This is a genomic window from Deinococcus ficus, from assembly GCF_003444775.1.
In the GTDB taxonomy this organism is placed as follows: domain Bacteria; phylum Deinococcota; class Deinococci; order Deinococcales; family Deinococcaceae; genus Deinococcus; species Deinococcus ficus.
This window is the reverse complement of the sequence record NZ_CP021084.1, coordinates 279,750-293,277: the sequence shown is the minus strand read 5'-3', so window position 1 is coordinate 293,277 and position 13,528 is coordinate 279,750. Positions and strand designations below refer to the sequence as shown.

At 68.0% G+C, this 13,528-nt stretch carries 16 protein-coding genes; 5 read left to right on the top strand and 11 right to left on the bottom strand.

Annotation, left to right across the window (positions count from 1 at the left end):
- Positions 1-28: 28 nt before the first annotated feature.
- From DFI_RS19865 to DFI_RS19840, 6 genes are all read right to left on the bottom strand, one after another.
- Positions 29-967, bottom strand: a complete 939-nt coding sequence (locus DFI_RS19865; RefSeq protein WP_027462889.1) for an ADP-ribosylglycohydrolase family protein — start codon at positions 965-967, stop codon at positions 29-31.
- Between the two features lie 84 nt (positions 968-1,051).
- Entirely contained in the window at positions 1,052-1,399 is a 348-nt protein-coding gene (locus DFI_RS19860) for a hypothetical protein (protein WP_027462888.1), read from the bottom strand.
- 424 nt (positions 1,400-1,823) lie between these two features.
- Positions 1,824-2,498, bottom strand: a complete 675-nt coding sequence (locus tag DFI_RS19855) for a hypothetical protein (protein WP_027462887.1) — start codon at positions 2,496-2,498, stop codon at positions 1,824-1,826.
- 10 nt (positions 2,499-2,508) lie between these two features.
- Positions 2,509-2,877 carry a hypothetical protein gene (locus tag DFI_RS19850; RefSeq protein WP_027462886.1) on the bottom strand — a complete coding sequence of 123 codons (369 nt, stop codon included), beginning with the start codon at positions 2,875-2,877 and terminating at the stop codon, positions 2,509-2,511.
- A gap of 143 nt (positions 2,878-3,020) precedes the next feature.
- Positions 3,021-3,413 (bottom strand): hypothetical protein, encoded by a 393-nt coding sequence (locus tag DFI_RS19845; protein WP_027462885.1) that lies wholly within the window; start codon positions 3,411-3,413, stop codon positions 3,021-3,023.
- A 105-nt stretch (positions 3,414-3,518) separates the two neighbouring features.
- Positions 3,519-4,046 carry a hypothetical protein gene (locus DFI_RS19840; protein ID WP_027462884.1) on the bottom strand — a complete coding sequence of 176 codons (528 nt, stop codon included), beginning with the start codon at positions 4,044-4,046 and terminating at the stop codon, positions 3,519-3,521.
- Between the two features lie 115 nt (positions 4,047-4,161).
- Here DFI_RS19840 and DFI_RS19835 point away from each other — a divergent pair, with 115 nt between their 5' ends.
- Positions 4,162-5,280, top strand: coding sequence for a BMP family lipoprotein (locus DFI_RS19835; protein ID WP_027462883.1), 1,119 nt, complete (start codon positions 4,162-4,164; stop codon positions 5,278-5,280).
- A gap of 75 nt (positions 5,281-5,355) precedes the next feature.
- Here the strand turns inward: DFI_RS19835 and DFI_RS19830 are convergent, their stop codons facing one another.
- From DFI_RS19830 to DFI_RS19820, 3 genes are all read right to left on the bottom strand, one after another.
- Positions 5,356-6,021, bottom strand: coding sequence for a hypothetical protein (locus tag DFI_RS19830; protein WP_027462882.1), 666 nt, complete (start codon positions 6,019-6,021; stop codon positions 5,356-5,358).
- Between the two features lie 78 nt (positions 6,022-6,099).
- The gene (locus tag DFI_RS19825; protein WP_027462881.1) at positions 6,100-6,462 is read right to left on the bottom strand and encodes a hypothetical protein; all 363 of its coding nucleotides are present in this window, start codon (positions 6,460-6,462) and stop codon (positions 6,100-6,102) included.
- A gap of 81 nt (positions 6,463-6,543) precedes the next feature.
- Complete coding sequence (locus DFI_RS19820) at positions 6,544-7,167, bottom strand: hypothetical protein (protein ID WP_027462880.1); 624 nt, start codon at positions 7,165-7,167, stop codon at positions 6,544-6,546.
- Between the two features lie 169 nt (positions 7,168-7,336).
- Between DFI_RS19820 and DFI_RS20495 the strand changes: the two genes are divergently transcribed.
- From DFI_RS20495 to DFI_RS19805, 3 genes are all read left to right on the top strand, one after another.
- Positions 7,337-8,632 carry a hypothetical protein gene (locus tag DFI_RS20495; RefSeq protein WP_027462879.1) on the top strand — a complete coding sequence of 432 codons (1,296 nt, stop codon included), beginning with the start codon at positions 7,337-7,339 and terminating at the stop codon, positions 8,630-8,632.
- A 279-nt stretch (positions 8,633-8,911) separates the two neighbouring features.
- Complete coding sequence (locus DFI_RS19810; protein WP_051307726.1) at positions 8,912-9,640, top strand: DUF4388 domain-containing protein; 729 nt, start codon at positions 8,912-8,914, stop codon at positions 9,638-9,640.
- A 75-nt stretch (positions 9,641-9,715) separates the two neighbouring features.
- Positions 9,716-10,423 (top strand): hypothetical protein, encoded by a 708-nt coding sequence (locus DFI_RS19805; protein ID WP_118376066.1) that lies wholly within the window; start codon positions 9,716-9,718, stop codon positions 10,421-10,423.
- Between the two features lie 52 nt (positions 10,424-10,475).
- Here DFI_RS19805 and DFI_RS19800 read toward each other — a convergent pair whose 3' ends face one another.
- The gene (locus DFI_RS19800; RefSeq protein ID WP_027462877.1) at positions 10,476-12,185 is read right to left on the bottom strand and encodes an ATP-binding protein; all 1,710 of its coding nucleotides are present in this window, start codon (positions 12,183-12,185) and stop codon (positions 10,476-10,478) included.
- A 204-nt stretch (positions 12,186-12,389) separates the two neighbouring features.
- Complete coding sequence (locus DFI_RS19795) at positions 12,390-12,653, bottom strand: hypothetical protein (RefSeq protein ID WP_027462876.1); 264 nt, start codon at positions 12,651-12,653, stop codon at positions 12,390-12,392.
- A gap of 94 nt (positions 12,654-12,747) precedes the next feature.
- On the opposite strand from DFI_RS19795, the gene DFI_RS19790 reads away from it, so the two are divergent.
- Positions 12,748-13,374 (top strand): hypothetical protein, encoded by a 627-nt coding sequence (locus tag DFI_RS19790; RefSeq protein ID WP_027462875.1) that lies wholly within the window; start codon positions 12,748-12,750, stop codon positions 13,372-13,374.
- Positions 13,375-13,528: the final 154 nt, after the last annotated feature.

The following is a 13,528-nucleotide window of genomic DNA, read 5'->3' as shown; positions in this document are numbered from 1 at the left end:
CTGACTCTGATTGTCGTTCGCAGGGGCGTTACGACTGCGGCTCGCCGCTGGCCGGCACGATCGCGGGGTAGCGCTCCTCGCAGGACCACTCCCGCGCCCAGGCCTTCCAGGTGTGCCCGACGCGCAACTCGGGAATCAGCGTGGGGGGGACCGTCAGTCCGCGCGCGGTGAGCACCGCGCCCGTCAACGCCGCGCTGTCCGGGCTGGTGCGTATGGCGGCCTGAACGCCGTCGATGAAGGTTCCGGCCCGACCGTGCGCGACCACCGACTGCAGGGTGTCCAGAACCGACGCTGCCAGGGGCGCCACTTCCCCCCGGAGGCCCGCCTCGATCCGGGCGTGCACCTGCTCACGCGCCTCGTCGCTGCGCCGGCGGATCAGGTGCTTGGCTTTGAGCGTCTCATCGTGGTTTTCGGGGTGCAGGCCGCGGGTTTCGGTGATGGCGGTGAGGTTGACGTGGGACGCGCGGGTCCAGGCGCGGTCATGCGCCCCGGGCTCGCCGCGGAGGGTCAACTCCTCCAGCAGGGCGGCCAGGAACGCACTCGCGTACAGGTTGCGGGGGTCGGGATGCGTCAGGGCCGTGATGTACACCGCTTCATGCAGCAGGAACTCCCCCGTGGCCCCGGCGATCAGGGCGCCCGGGACACCGTTCAGGCCGCTGCTGCCCGCAGGCTGCCCGCCGCTCTCCATCCAGGTGAGCATGCCGCCCCACGGCACTTCCCGTTGCAGGGCCCGCTGCGTCTGCACGTCGATGTCGCTCGGCGCGGACCACGCCCATTCGACCAGGCCGCGCAGCACGTTCCGTTTCCTGTACCCGTCGAGCGTCGCGAGGACCATCTGCGTGTCACGGCCGGCGTCTCCCACGTTCAGCCCGTCCTGGGCGGCAGGGTCGGCGGGGTGGGCGGCCTCGGGCGCGGCGAGGGCGTCAGCGGCGGTGAGACCGAAGAGGATGGTGAGGCGGCGGGTCATGAACCCAGTTTGCCCTCCAGGGAGGAAGGCCGTGGCGTTCGGGATGGAGGTGAGCTGAATCATGGGTCTCCTTCTGGGACGCGTTCAGGGGCTGGTCTGGTAGGACCGGACGGTGTGCTGCGCCTCGGTGAGGCCAGGAGCGCGCGTGAAGCCCGGCCACGGGACGGCGCGGAAGCGGGGCCACAGGGCCGCGTTGGTCTGCTCGATCAGGCGCAGCAGTGCAGCGTGGTCATGAAGGTCCACCGCGTGCGCGCCTGACCCTGCGCGGCGGACGGCCAGCGCGGCCTCCTCAGCCGTGGCGAACCCGAGAACCAGGGGAGGCCCGTCATCCTGGTCGAGGCGGACGAGGTGATCGTGCCGGTCGCCGTAGATCTCCGCTTCGGACGCCGCCAGTTCACCGTTGTCGCCGAGCAGGTACAGCGCCCCGAGCACCGCCTGCGGGCCGGTCAGGTCACCCGGGGGGACGCTGAGGTCGACAACAGCGGCCCAGGCGTCCTGCGGGCTGCTGGTTTCACTGTGGGCGTCCTCCGCCTCTTCGTCAGCCCTTCCGGCTTCGACTTCTGCGCGGTCAAAGGCGTTCAGAATCCGCTGCAGCTGAGCGGGGTCGGCCGGGTCAACCGGTTCGACGATCAGGTCCTGCTGCGGGAACGGAAACCAGGCCGCTTCCTCCCGGGCCGCCGTGAGAAACGCCGCGGCGTCACCCGCGTGACCGAACTGGTAGAGCGCGGGTGTGTACGCCTGGTCGCTCGTGGCGTTGTGGATGAGTACGAGGTGCGGCGTGATCGGCCTCCTGGTGGTCTCTGGACGGGACTGCCCAGGCGAGTCGCACTGGACCCCGGACTGGCCGTGCGGCCGACTAGGAGCGGCCCGGATGGCCGGAGGGTTCCTTGATGAGTCCGAGCACGGCGGCGTAGGACAGGGCCGAATCGGTGAGGTTGTCGGCGTCGAGTTCACCCTCGGACAGCAGGGCCTGCGTCTCACTGCCCCGCCAGCACGCGACGTCCTGCTGCGTGTCCTGGCGGACGATGCGGATGACCGTTCCGTCGCGGTCACGGCCGGTCAGCACGCGGCACTGGCCGTGGTCCGGGCGGGCGCGTTCCTGCCGGACGATCTGCGCGGCGTACGCCCAGTCCGGCTGGACGTGCAGGCCCGGCCGGTCCTGGAGGCGCTGCAGCATCCACAGAATCTCCCGCTCCGAACAGACGTGAACCGTGTCGTCACTGACGTCGATGATCTTGAGGCCGTGCCGCTCGATGCCGCCCCGCAGCGCGTCGAGGCCGTCCTGAGCCGACTCGAACCTGCCGATGCACCGGTACTGCGGTCCGCGGCGGGTGTCCTCGTGCCGTTCCAGCAACTCCCACTGCGGGGCCGGCCCGGGCGGGTGAGGGGAGAGCGTGAACGAGGCGGCGCCGTGCGCGTCGCTGCACTCCGGCACGTCCGGGGACTGCTGAAGGCGCGTGACGGCGTGCGCGGCCGCTTCCCTGAGGTCTTCGGGGGTCAGGGCGGTGACGGTGATGTGGACGTGATGCATGGCCGGGGACCTACTGCGGACCTGGCGTCCCTGCACTGTCCGTGGCGGGGAACGTGAACGGGCTCAGGGGCTGCTCGGGCAGGTCGCGGATGAGCTGCGCGAGCCAGCGGTTGCGGTCGGCGCTGCCCTGACCGGACAGGTGACGCCGTTCGATGTGGACCGCTTCGGCCTGAAGCCGCTCCCACGCCACCCGGGCGCTCAGCCCGGCGTAACGCCGGGCCTCCGCGCAGATCTCCTCGGCCATCCGCGGGTGATTCCGTTTCAGGCGGGCGGCCTGCGCCTCGAGCGCGAACCGCGGGTGGGGTGGGGCGCTGCGTTCGGGTGTGCCAGGCGCCGGCGGCGGCGGTTGAGGGGTGAAGTCGGTGGGGTTCAGCGTCATACGTGCTCTCCAGTGTTCGGGACGTGTGGGTGGTGTTGACCGTCAGTGGCCGCGCCGCGCGTTCTGGCGCGGAACCACCGCACAACGAAGTCACCCTGGCCGCGGCCAGGGTGAAAGGAGGTCCGGATGGCGTCGCGCGGCGGTCAGGCCAGGGCGGCCGTGTCGGACAGCATCTGCCTGAGGTGCCCGGCGGAATGGCCGGACATGCGCCGGTACGCGCGGTACTGGTCGAGGCGGCGCAGCGCCTCATCGAACGGCCCCTGCAGCTCCTGGGCCAGCGCCGGGTTGGCGTCCATCGCCGGCTGCGAGGGGATCAGCTCGTACTGCTCGTCGTCGGTGTCCATGCGCTTGAGGAACATCAGCGGGGTGTCGCCGGTCGCCACCATCATGTAGCCGTCGAAGGTCTCGTCGTTCATGTGGCACAGGGCGTGAAACAGGGCGTTCGTGAAGGTGGGCGGCACGGGAAAGTCACAGCGCGTGCCCATGTGACGCTCCTGGTAGGGATTGAACACTCCGGGGACCTCGATGAGTTCCATACCCCTGAGCCTAGGTACGCCCTGGTGCTTTGTCTACGGCCGGGGCCGGACGAGGGCTCCGTCCTCGTGAGCGTGGTGCCCTGCACCGCGCTCACCCGTGACGTCTCAGGTCAGCGGCCAGAGGTAGGGCGGCTGCGGACTGAGCATGAGTTCGTCGGTGGGGTGAGCGCCGGCGCCCAGCGAGAGTGCAGCGGGGAGAGTGGCGTGGCGGTCCAGGTCGTAGCGGCTGATCACGCGGGGCAGGGCCCCCGTCCAGAGCGGAGCGTCCGGGGCGCCGAGCTGGCGGGTGACGACCTTGCGCTCGTCATGCACCTGACCGGTGTAGTCGACGGCGAGGCGGTCTTCCGGGATGGGGGCCAGCGCGAGCAGCGTGGTGATGCTCCCGGCATGCAGGCCCAGCAGGACGCCCGGGTGGTGCCGGTGCGCCCAGCGCTCCCCGCCGGCCGCGCGGCACCACCCGAGCATCTCGACGCTCTCCTGCTCGTAGCGGCCGCTGCCGACAATCCAGATCAAGGCCGGGTCCAGCAGGGTGGGGTGCCGGATGGCGTTGAGGTACGGCGCGCACAGCACCACCGGCTGCTGCGTGTGATCGGCGAGGGCGTGCATCAGGGAGCGCAGGGGCGTGTCGGTCATGGTGACCGGACTGGGACCCCGCCTGCGGGGTGAGTTGGGGGTCGGCCCGGGCAGGCCGGGGCGCGGGGCCGGAAATCACCCACCTGCGGCATACGGTGAATTCGGAGGCACACGAATGAAGAAACTGCTGATTCTTACGGCCCTTGGGCTTGCTGCGCACGGAATATCTCAGACGACGCCGGTCAAGGTGGGTATGGTCTTCGACGCGGGTGGGAAGAACGACCGCTCATTCAACCAGAGCGCCTACGAAGGCGCGCAGCGCGCCGTGCGGGACCTGGGCGTCATTCAGACCGACTTCGACGCGACCAGCGAGGGCGAGAAGCGCACCGCTCCGCAGGCCATCAACGAGTTCGCCAAGCAGCGGTACGACTTCACGGCCGGGATCGGCTACGCCAACAACGAAGCCATCACTGCGGCCGCCAAGGCGAACCCCAACCTGAAGTTCGGACTGGTGGACGACGTGTCCCCGGCGAAGAACGTCGCCAGCATGATCTTCAAGGAAGAGGAGGGCGGCTACCTGGTGGGCTACATCGCTGGCCTGAACACCAGCACCAACCGCATCGGCTTCGTCGGCGGCATGGAAATTCCCGTGATCTACCGCTTCGCGGCAGGCTTCAAGGCCGGTGTCCGCGCCGCCAACCCGAAGGCGAAAGTCACGTCGCGGTACGTCGGCGGCCCGAACGACTACACGGCCTGGGACAACCCCGACAAGGCGTACAAGCAGGCCGCGGACCTCACGCGCCAGGGCGCGGACATCATCTTCCACGCCGCCGGCAACAGCGGCCTGGGCGTGATCAAGTTCGTCAAGGACAAGCAGTGCCTCAAGGCGTCGCAGTTGCCGTCCGGGGTGAAGTTCACCTCCGACAACTTCGTCAAGGTGCCCAAGTCCGACGCGTACAAGAAGGCCTGCGCCAGCGACACCCGGCCTCTGCTGTTTATCGGCGTGGACAGCAACCAGAACTACCTCGGCGACACCGACAACAACCCGGTCACGCTCAACCACGGCCTGACCTCGATGGTCAAACGGGTGGACAACGTGATGTACCAGGTGATCAAGGAAGTCGCCGAAGGCAAGTTCAAAGGTGGCGAGCGCCTCTTCGGCCTGAAAGAAGACGGTGTGGGCTTCGCCATGGACCGCTACAACCGCGCGCTCGTGCCGGCCGCTCAGGTGGCCAAGGTCGCGCAGCAGCGGGCCATGATCGTGTCCGGGAGCCTGAAGGTGCCGGGCCGCTGACCGTTCCCCCTCACCAGAGGGCCGCCCCACCAGGATCACTGGTGGGGCGGCCCTCTAGGTGCGTGCCGGGCGGCCTCAGCCGCCGAAGAGGCGGCGCAGCTGGCCGAACAGGCTGCGCTCCGGAGCGGGCCGGGGCTGCTCCTGCTGCTCCTGTAGGCGGGCCTGACGGACGCGCTGGTTGGCCTCGCCGGGCAGCATGACCCTGCGGGGAATGGGCTGCTGCGCGTTCAGGGCCGCGGCGCTGCCCACGGCCACCGGAACGGGGACCGCGTCAGGGCGCCCCAGGGGAAGGTCCGGCAGCGCCGCAGGCGGGCGGGTGGCCGGGGCCGGGACGGGCGCGGCGCCCAGGGCAGGCGTCCAGCCGGCGCCGGACGTCTGCGGGGCCGGGTCAGGGCGGAAGATGACGTCCATGTCGGGGTTGAGGATGTGGATGTCCGTGAGCAGGTTCCGGATCGTGGCTTCGATCTCCGGGGAGTTCTTCAGGGTGATCCAGGCGTCGGACTGCTCGGAGAGCAGGGAGATGACCTCCGGCAGGTCGAACTCCTCGAGCTCGATGCTCCGCTCCCCGTAGAGCACGGTGTAGGCGGTCTTCATGGAGATGGAGGTGCCGCACACCAGGGCGTGGGTTTTCGGGTGGAAGGAACTGTAGTAGGCGGGCAGGTCGGAGTTGTGCAGCAGGTGGAGGTGTCCGTTCTTGAGGGTCAGGCTGCCGAAGTAGCTGAGCGTGGGTTCCTGGGTCATGGGGGTCTCCTGACGCTCAGCGTAGGTTGCAGGTGGGTGAACGCAGCGCCCAGCCGCACCTCGCCCCCGGTCCGGTCCTCAGAGGTTGAGTTCGCAGAACCGCGCCTGCCAGCCGGGGCCCTGGCGGCCGGTCATGTCGTATTCCCCCGTGTCCAGGTCCTCCGCGAGGAGATCCAGCGCCTCGTTCACGTCATCCCCCGTCTCGCTCTCGAGCACCAGGAGCAGCTGCGTGCTGGCGCGCCCGCTCCGGAACGCCGCCTCGTACGCCCCGATCGCCTCGTCACTGAGCGGTCCAGCCTGGACCTGCATCTCAGTGATGGCGTACCCCGACCCGGACGGCGCGTCCGCACCGCCGCTCGAGACGTAGGTGGCGATGTCCCGCAGGCCCTGGGCCAGCGTTCGCGCGTCAGTTCCGGTCAGGTGCCCGATCACGGTGATCATGCGTTCAGTCTGGCAGCTTTCCCCCACCCGCGCGGACGACGGGACGTCTGCGCCCGGGTGCAACGCCGGCGACCTTGCCGGTCAGAGCAGCTGGCTGGACGCGAAGTACAGCGCTGCCAGGAGGTTTGCAGCTGCGAGGGCATTCGCCACACCGCCGACCAGCGGGTGATCCATCCGGCTCAAGGTGATCAGGGCTTCAAGCAGCAGGAGGCCGCCGACGCCCCCGTAATACGGCCAGGCAACTTCCGGGTAGTAGTGGAGAAGGTTTAAGCCGTCCCTGTACAGACTCACCATGACGACGATGCTCACGACCAACGTCATGACCCGCATGCCGCGTACCGCCTTTCGGCTGAATTCCGAGGACGCTTCCGGCCTGACGGCGGCGGCAGTGCCATGCTCCGGCCTGCCAGCGAGCGTGGACAGGGTCGACCGCGCGCGGCGCGCATCGTCAAGGTACTGCTCGAGGTCGTGCGGCGGTGGGTCAAAACCGTCATGCATGACGCGGTTGCGGAGATAGGCTATTCGGCGGATCTGCTGCTGCGTGGTGTCCGGCAAGTCCGGGAGGCTCCTCGCCTTTTCCCCCAGACCGTTGCCTTCAGCCCCGAGCTCGGCCAGGAGTCCTTCCAGGGTCACGCTGACATCGCGAACCAGGCGAACAGGATCCATGGCGGCGGGCTCATCTTTCGTCGGGGCAGGCTGCGTCACACAAGCCATTATCCAGCTGCCCCCATTGCCATGCCCTCTGAAATGCCCACCCCCCCCACCGCATCGTTTCACCCTCACAGGCCTTTCACGCGTCCACCGCACGGACTCCAAGAACGCCGAACCGAACAGCCCGGCCACCGCCCCCCACTTCACCCTTTCAGAGGTCAACATGAACATCAGCCGCGCCGTCCCCCTGACTGCTCTTCTCCTTGGCGGGAGCCTCGCCGCGACCCTCGAACAGAGGCACACGCATGTGACGCAGGTGATGCGGGCCATGAAGATGACTCCGGTGACCTGCCCCGTGTCGACGCTGAAGAACCTGAATTTCGACATCCTCTGTTCGAAGAGTGACCTCTCCCCTCAGGAGTTCCAGCAGGCCTGGATGGGCGCAGTGTCGTCAAGCAAAGCTGTCAGTCTTCCTGCGCGAACTCGTTCCCCGTGGGATCACTCGAGTGGACTGACTTCAGCGACTCTTGAACTCTCCGACGGGGACTTCTACCTGATCAGCTACTTTGCTTCGACGGGCGAAGTGACGGTGAGCTGGATGAAGAAAACCAACGGCAGCCGGAAACTCGATCCGAACCGGACGCTTGCCTCCGCACCTGCCGGGAAGCCAGCTGCGACATTCAATGCGTCCACCTTGATGAAGATTCCAGGTGCGACCCTGGCCTCACTGTTGAATGCCAAGGCGCCCCGTACGCGGACTGGCCCGTTAACCGCGCAGTTCGTCACCGTGACGTCGCGGGGCCTGAAAGGTCCAGTCCAGGTGCAAAAGACGCGCATGATGGACGTGACGGAAGCCGGCGGAAAACGAATCGAGACGCTGTCAGGATCGGCTGTGACCACCTTCGACCGTGAGGGTCGGGCAGTGGCGTATGTTCGCTCCGATGAGGCAGGAAAGCCGATCTCGGAAACCCGCTACCGGTTCCAGGATGGGCGGCTGGTGGAGCGAACTGACAAATTTGGCGGAAAGACGACGAAGATCTCGTTCGCGTACGTGAATGGTGTGCTGACAGCAGGCACGACCACGAATAGCCAGAACCAGCTGGTTGAGGCGACGCGGTACGAGGCCTTCCCAAATGGCTTTGCGGCCACCACCACAACGGGAGGCGCCGTCGTGAAGAAGGAGTACTTCCTGCAGGACAGTGAGGGACGGATGATCCGGTCTGAGCAAACCACTCCGAAGGAGTGGTCGATCAAGACCTGGACATATGCCGGGGCGGTCCTGCGTGGCCGGACCACGGCAGACCCGGTTTACGTGACCAAAACGACGATTACCCCCACTGAGGAGCGGTACGAGTCCACGTTCCTATCGGACACAAGCGTGTACGTGACGAAGAAGGAACAGCCTGACCGGTACGGCAACCCGACGGTACTTCGCATGTTCCAGGAAGCCCGGGGGGCACTGAAGTCGAACCTGAAGGAAGTGTCCGTGGCCTATGAAACGTTGGAGTACTTCAATTGACGGACGTGGGCTGATCCTTGACCTGGTCTCACTGGCCGGGGCCGGTGAACCTCAACTGAAGGGGCAGCGGGAGGAATCCTCCCGCTACCCCTTGCCGTCGGCGGCGGATCACGGGGATCTTGTGATCACGCGGCAAGCGCGATGGGCACGCGCTCTGCGTCGCCGGGAGAGTGGGGTTCACCTGCAGGCGTACGCGGCCGGCCTCCCGTGTCGGCTTCATGCGTCCACGCCAGTCCGCGGTGATTTCCACGTTCACCCGGACGTACCTACTCTGGAAGTATGTTTAAGGGCCCCCTGTCGGACGTTTCCCTGATCTCGATCCTGATGCTCCTGCGGGAAAACAAGCATTCCGGCGTGCTCCACGTCAACAGTGACGTGCCCATGACCATGACCCTGTCGAGCGGCGAGCTCATCGACGGGTGCGTCCTGGACTGGACGGGGCTGGAGGCGGTGCAGACCACCCCGCTGGACCCGAACGTCGGGCACTTCCACTTCGTCAAAGGCGACGTGGAGGGGGAACCGCTGGGCTTTTTCGACGCGGTGATCACCGAGTGGGCCCGCGTCTGCGACGAGTGGGAGGTGGTGCGTCCGCAGATCGGGTCCCCGAGCGTCGTGTTCGAAGGCTCCACTGCCTTGCTCGGCGGGGAGGCGCTGAGCGTGCGCGAGATCGCCCTGCGCACCGGCCGGCCCCTGCTGGACGTCGCCAGTGACATGGCGGTCGCGGTGCAGGCCGGTCAGGCCCGGCCGCTGGAGCGGCGCAGTTGGCTGAGTTACCGCCTGCCGCACGACGGGGAGCTGCATGACGACATGACCCGGCACCTGGACGGCACGGTCAGTTTCGGTGACCTGCTGAAGCTGGGCTTCCACCCGGCACGGGTCCGGGAGTACGTGGTGGGACAGATCAACTCCGGCTGGCGCTTTCCGGGGTGTGGGTGGGTCATCCGCGACCTCACGTGGGAAGCCGACGTGGCCACCCGGTCCGGTGGGGTTCTGGCGGGGCACGCCTGACCGGCGGTGGACCCGGGTGCCTGACCTGAGAGGCCTGCCGAGTGCGCACGGCACCGGCCGACCGAGGAGGACTGCGTGAAGCTGGAGTGGTGGATGCTGGGGCTGCTGCTCGCGGCCGTGATGGCCGCTGTGGCCGCCTGGCGTGCGCGCCGTCAGCCGCTGGCGCTGCAGGTGCTCCCGGACGCCACGGCGGAGGTGCAGGGCGTGCCGGTGGTGCTTGAAGGCAGCGATCTGGTGGTGGAGGTGAGCCTTGTCGGGCGCGCGGAGGTCCAGGCGACCGTCGGGACCGAGGACCTGGACGACTCCTGGTGGACGGCCGTGTCCGAATCGGCCGTGCTGCGCGTGTGGCACCTGGCGCTGCCCACCACCGCGCCGGGTCAGCACACCGTGACCGTGCGCGCGGGGTCCGGCGGGCGCCGCGTCCAGACGGCGTTTGACTATCGCGTCGTGCCGCTGGCCGTGCGCGGCGGAACGGTGGAGTTCTCCGGTCCACGTCCGGGCGGGGTGCACCTGACCTTCTGGGGCGTGATCGACGCGGCGGACCATTACCAGCTGGACCTGGAGTTCCAGCCGCTGGCCGGCCGCACCGTGCACCTGACGCACAAAGCGAGCCTGTCGGCCGGGGAGCACGAGTACCGCTTCACCGTGGAGCGCCAGGCCCTCGACGCGCAGGGGGGGCAGGGTCCGTACCGTCTGGTCGGCGCGACCCTGCAGCCTGTGGACGGGGCGCTGCTGCCCACGCCCCTGGACCTTGAGCCCTGGCCGGAGGACGCGGCGTTGTGAAGCCCCAGAAGGTCATGAAAGAGGCTCCAGGAATCACCTGGAGCCTTTCACCTCAGTCGCCTTCGCCCTCCGCCGCGTCCGGTTCAGGTTCCGCCGCCTGACCTTTTCCTTTCTTCCCGGCCGCGTACGCGGGCTCGTCCTTGTAGCGGAGGTAGGTCGCGTGGGCTTTTTCGACGGCCTGGCCGAACTTCAGCCGCATGGCCGCGTCGTGGAACGTCTGGTAGAAGTCCGCGTCGTGCAGGGCGGATTTCGAGTCGCCGCGGTGGGTGTACTCGTGCAGGATCAGGGCGCCCAGGGCGACGAACCCGGGCAGGCCTTCTTTCGCCTGCTTGAGTTGCCGGCGCTCGATCGCGATGAAGGAGCGTCCGTCCGTCCAGCCGGCGGCGGTGGCGGACTCCCCGAGGACCAGCTCGCGTTTGTTCAGGGTCGTCCGGTCCCCCTGCGCGCGGAGCGCCTGGCTCACCGCCGACTCCCAGTGCGCGCTGGGGGTGTTCAGCGCCCGCATCACCAGGCGTTCGAACGGCGTCCATTTGCTGCGCTCCACCAGGACGTGATCGACGTTCAGTTTCGGCACGGCCTTCTGGATGTCGCCTTCCACGGTGACCCGGCTGAGCTGCTCCAGCGCCTGCTTCAGGGCGAAGGGGCTGTCCTTGAGCTGGAGGCGGAGGATGTCCTGCACCGTCTCGAACCAGCGCTGCAGGGAGTCGCAGTCGTACACCGACAGCATGCCGCGCTGCAGCACGAACGCCTGGCGGTGCTGGTGGGCCATGTCCGCGTAGGGGTCGCCTCGGCCGTGCATGGACTCCATGCTCAGCACGCGCCGCTTCTCGACTTCCGTCACGAACTCCATCAGGGTGTACTTCGAGCCGGTCACGTCGTGCACGAGCTTGTGCCGGCTCCAGTCGTCGACTTTCATGTACTGCATCTCGGCGAGCAGCTGGCGTTTCTCGTCGTCGGTGAGCTTGAGCTTGTCGCGGCGCTGCCGGGCGGCAATCCGGCTGATTTTCGCCCGGATCCGGTCGAGGTGGACGGGCAGGACTGCGGTGCGGGTGATGTTCACCTGCAGCGGCACCTTGCTCAGCACGTACCCGCCGTTGCCCCAGAACGACTGCACCAGCACGCCCTTGTTGAACACGAACGTCTCACCCCGCGAGGTGACCTTGTAGTACGCGAGGTCGTCCTCGTCGTCCCAGTCCATGGTGACGCGGCAGGGCTGGCCGTTGACGGTGACCGGCGTGTCCAGGAACTGGAAGTGCGTCCGCAGGGCCTTGAGGTGCCCGTCGAAGTTCTTCGTGATGTGGTCGGCCTCGTTGAACACCACGTGAATGTGCACGCCCGGCTGGAAACGCGGGCGCTCCTCGTGGGTGTACGCCATGCCGTGGGCGTGGATGTCGACGGTGAGTTTGTGGTGGCCGGTGCGCCAGGTGACGCGGCCGAACTTGAACAGCTGCGCGCGGCCCATGCCGAACTCGCCGTACTGGCGTTTGCCCTGCTCGTCGGCCGTGTCGTGGTCGAAGCCGAACACGGCGAAGTATTTCTCGATCTCCTCTTTCTGTGTGAGGCCGCGGCCGTTGTCGCGGATGTGAAGTTCCGTCGGGCTGAGGTCGACGTCCACGGCGCTCGCACCGGCGTCCACGGCGTTCATGACGGCCTCGGCGATCGCCCGTTCGATGGTGGTGGCCTGGTGCGTGACGAGCTTCTTGAGCAGGGCCGTGGCGATGGTGAAGGGCTGGAGGGTGACGGGAGGTTCGGTCAGGGTCATGGGGTCCTCGGGGTGTGGGGTGGCAGGAGTTGGCCCCCTGAACCGTGAGGCTCAGGGGGCGGTAGGGGCACTTCAGTCAGGGCCGGGAGTCTGTGGGAGGCTCCAGGAGGTCACCGACCCGGCCGCGCCGGGTGAGAGGGGGTGCGCAGCGCGTCCCGGCCGGCAGGTGGGGCCAGGCGGGGCTAGCGTGCACGCCTGCCCGGCTCAGAGCGGCTCGGGGGTCGAGTCCTGGGACGGCTGGAGCAGGGCCAGGATGCCGTGGACGGCGATGACGCCCAGGTGCACGGTCAGCAGGGCGTACAGGCCGGGATCGGGGGAGAGGTGCTGCGTGACGCTGCCGAGCAGCTGGAAGAGCAGCATGGCCGTGAGGCCGGCATTGCGCTGCGGGGGGCGGCGGGCGACGACGCTCCCGCCGGTGAGGCTGAACAGCAGCGCGAGCATCATCAGCGGAACCAGACCTTCATTCATTCTTGAAGTGTCAGTGGCAAGCGGGTGATTGTGGGGTGCAGGGGCCCAGTCAATTGCCCCTGCGCCGGCGCGCGGCGGGACCTACCATGCCCGCATGCGAGCCTCCCCCCTGCTTCTTCTCGCGCTGCCCGCCTCGCTGATTGGCCTGTGGGCGCTCTACACCCGCTCGGCACCTCAAGAAGGCGGCCAGGTGGGCTTCAAGGTGCCCGTGAGCAACGTCGCCGTCCTGAACAAGCCGGAATTGGCGGCCCAGACCCTGCGCTACGGCCTGCGCGACTACACGCACTGGTCGATGAATGAAGGCGGCGAGTACCACCAGTACGAGTTTGGCGGCGCGGCCACCTGGGCGCTCGGCACGATCGTCGATGAAGGCGAGATCACGCAGCTGATGTTCACCTTCGAGCGCCGGAACCCCACGGCCACCGCCTGGCAGTTCGACGCGCCGGGGTACACGGGTGAAGTGCAGGACCCCAACGGTAAGGCGGTCTTCCCTGAACTGCGCGGCAAGCTTGAAGAGGCCACCCTCAAGCGGGTGATCGCCAGCAGCGTGGACGCCAATCCCGACCTGGCGTTCATCGCCATGAAAGACGCGGTCGCGGGGGCGTGTCCGGACCCGGTGGCGAACCTGCGGGGCTTCACGCGCGTGGGCACCTGGGTGGTTAAGGCCTGTCACACCGAGAACGACCTGCACGCCTGGCTGGAAAAAGCGCCCCTCGGCTAGGGACCTGCCCCAAACACCCACCCCTGTCCCTTCGGCGGACCCCTGGCGGCGGGCAGCCTGGATGACGTGGCGCCCCACCGGACCTCAGCCGCCAGGAGCGGGTCAAGAACGGCCGGCGGGGCGCCCGTGCCCGGTTCAGGCCGCGTCGCCGGCC